This is a genomic window from Streptomyces sp. SID1328 (assembly GCF_009865595.1).
GTDB classification, from domain to species: domain Bacteria; phylum Actinomycetota; class Actinomycetes; order Streptomycetales; family Streptomycetaceae; genus Streptomyces; species Streptomyces griseoluteus.
In genome coordinates, this window is record NZ_WWKH01000216.1 from 1 (window position 1) to 2,170 (window position 2,170).

The following is a 2,170-nucleotide window of genomic DNA, read 5'->3' on the forward strand; positions in this document are numbered from 1 at the left end:
GGCATCCGCGCGGCGGGCGCCGGCGGGCGGCGGCGCGCCCCGGCGGCGGCGCAGATGCGCCAGCCGGGAGGCGAACAGGGGATCGGTGAGCACCCGGGTGTCCGAGTCCTCGATCGTGCAGGTGGCGTGACCCCACCAGGTGACCTCCACCGGCACTACCCTCACCTCCGCGCGCGACTCCCCCGAAGCCTACGGGCAGCGGTAGGGTCGGCGGCGAAACCCGGAGGTGAGGGGACGCCATGGGACCGTTACGGGGTGCCTCGGCCGCGCTTGCGACGGTACGGATCACCGCCATCGCCAGCCTGACCCCGCTGGAGGAGCTGGAGGCCGACCCCTTCCTGGTCGACTCCCGCAGCCAGCACGCCATGTGCGCCCGCTGGGCCGCCGAGCAGGGCCTCGTGGTCACCCGCGAACTCCTCGTCGGCGGCCTGCGCTTCGACCACGGCGCGCTGTGGGACGGCGTACGCCCCGGCGTGGACGTCTTCGTCGCCCCCAGCAGGAGGGTGCTGGAACGCGCGCTGTCCTCGGTGGACGAGTTCACCGCGGAGTGCGCCCGGCGCGGGGTCCGCGTGGAGACCGTGGGCAGCGCCGAACCCGCGTACGACGCCCGGATGAAGGCGCGCGTGCACCGGCGCCTCTCCATGCCGACGGCCGGGTACGACGGCAAATAAGCCGTCCCGACGCCTTCGGCCGGTATGACAAGGTGGGGGACAGGCCCCACGGGGCGGGCCGGAACGTGAGGTGCGCGGGGCGTGGGGTGGCGACGGGTTGCCGGTCAGATCGGCCGGAGCGTCACGGTGTGGGCGGTGTCCACGCTCACGATGCTCCTGCTCGCCGGGCTCCTCCCCGACTTCCGGCTCCAGTCGCCCGACGGCGACAGCGCCACCCGTATCGCCGTCACGGCCGCCTGCGGCGCGGGGGCGTTCGGCCTGCTGTCGGCGCTCGTCTGGCCGGTGCTGGTACGGATGCTGCTGCTGGTGCCCGCGCTCTTCCTCGGCCTGCTGGTCTTCTTCCTCAACGGCTCCCTGCTGCTGCTCGCCCTGCGCCTCAACCCGTCCGGGCGGGGCGAGGTGGCGCCCGAGACCGCCGTCATCGTCGCCGCCGTGATGTCCGCCGTCGCCTCCGCGACCGGCGGCGCGCTCGCCGTACGCGACGACGACGCCTACCGGCGCCGGCTGCTGCGGCTGGCCGACCGGCGCCGGAGAGCCGCCCTGCCCTGCGCGAGCACCCCCGGCCTGGTCTGCGTCCAGCTCGACGGCGTCGGTCACGACGTGCTCACCGCCGCCGTCCGGGACGGCCTGATGCCTACCGTCGCCCGCTGGCTCGCCGCCGACGGCGTCATCCCGCCCACCCACCGGCTCACCGCCTGGCGCACCGACTGGTCCAGCCAGACCGGCGCCAGCCAGCTCGGCATCCTGCACGGCAGCACCTACGACGTGCCCGCCTTCCGCTGGTACGAGAAGGAGCGGGGCGAGGTCATGGTCTGCAACCGGCCCGCCTCCGCCGCCGAGTTGCAGCGCCGCGCGACGGCCCGCACCGGTGAGGCCGGACTCCTCGCCGTCGACGGCGCCAGCCGGGGCAACCTGTTCAGCGGCGGCGCCGGGGAACAGGCCCTCGTCCTGTCCATCGCCACCCGCCGCCGGGGCCGGGAGAACCGTTCCCGCGCCGGGTACTTCGCCTACTTTTCCGACCCGGCCAACGCGGTGCGCACCGCGCTGTCCTTCTTCGCCGAGATCGGCCGCGAGATCGGGCAGTCCACCCGCGCCCGGTTCGCCGGCGCGCACCCGCGCGTCGGCCGGGGCGGCCTTTACCCGTTCGTCCGCGCCTTCGCCACCGTCGTCGAACGGGACGTGGTGGTCGCCGCCGTGATGGGCGACCTGCTCGCCGGCCGCACCGCCGTCTACGCCGACCTCGTCGCCTACGACGAGGTCGCCCACCACTCAGGACCCGACAGCCGCGACGCCCGCCAGGTCCTCAAGCGCCTGGACCGCTCCCTCGCGCTGATCGAGAAGGCCGCCGAGCACGCCCCGCGCCCCTACCGCCTGGTCGTCCTCTCCGACCACGGCCAGAGCCCCGGCGAAACCTTCCGCTCCCGCTACGGCCTCACCCTCACCGACCTCGTCCGCGCCGGCAGCGGACTGCCCGTGCCGCGCGGCGCCGGTCGCACCCC

General features: G+C 75.1%; 2 protein-coding genes and 1 pseudogene. 2 read left to right on the forward strand and 1 reads right to left on the reverse strand.

The features are described from left to right. Positions 1-156: pseudogene (locus GT030_RS06330) on the reverse strand (MBL fold metallo-hydrolase); the annotation flags it as partial. A gap of 83 nt (positions 157-239) precedes the next feature. Here GT030_RS06330 and GT030_RS06335 point away from each other — a divergent pair. Both GT030_RS06335 and GT030_RS06340 read left to right on the forward strand, forming a co-directional pair. Continuing rightward, positions 240-671, forward strand: a complete 432-nt coding sequence (locus GT030_RS06335) for a hypothetical protein (RefSeq protein WP_135794565.1) — start codon at positions 240-242, stop codon at positions 669-671. 150 nt (positions 672-821) lie between these two features. After that, a partial coding sequence (locus GT030_RS06340; protein WP_202459758.1) for a phage holin family protein occupies positions 822-2,170 on the forward strand: 1,349 nt, incomplete at its 3' end.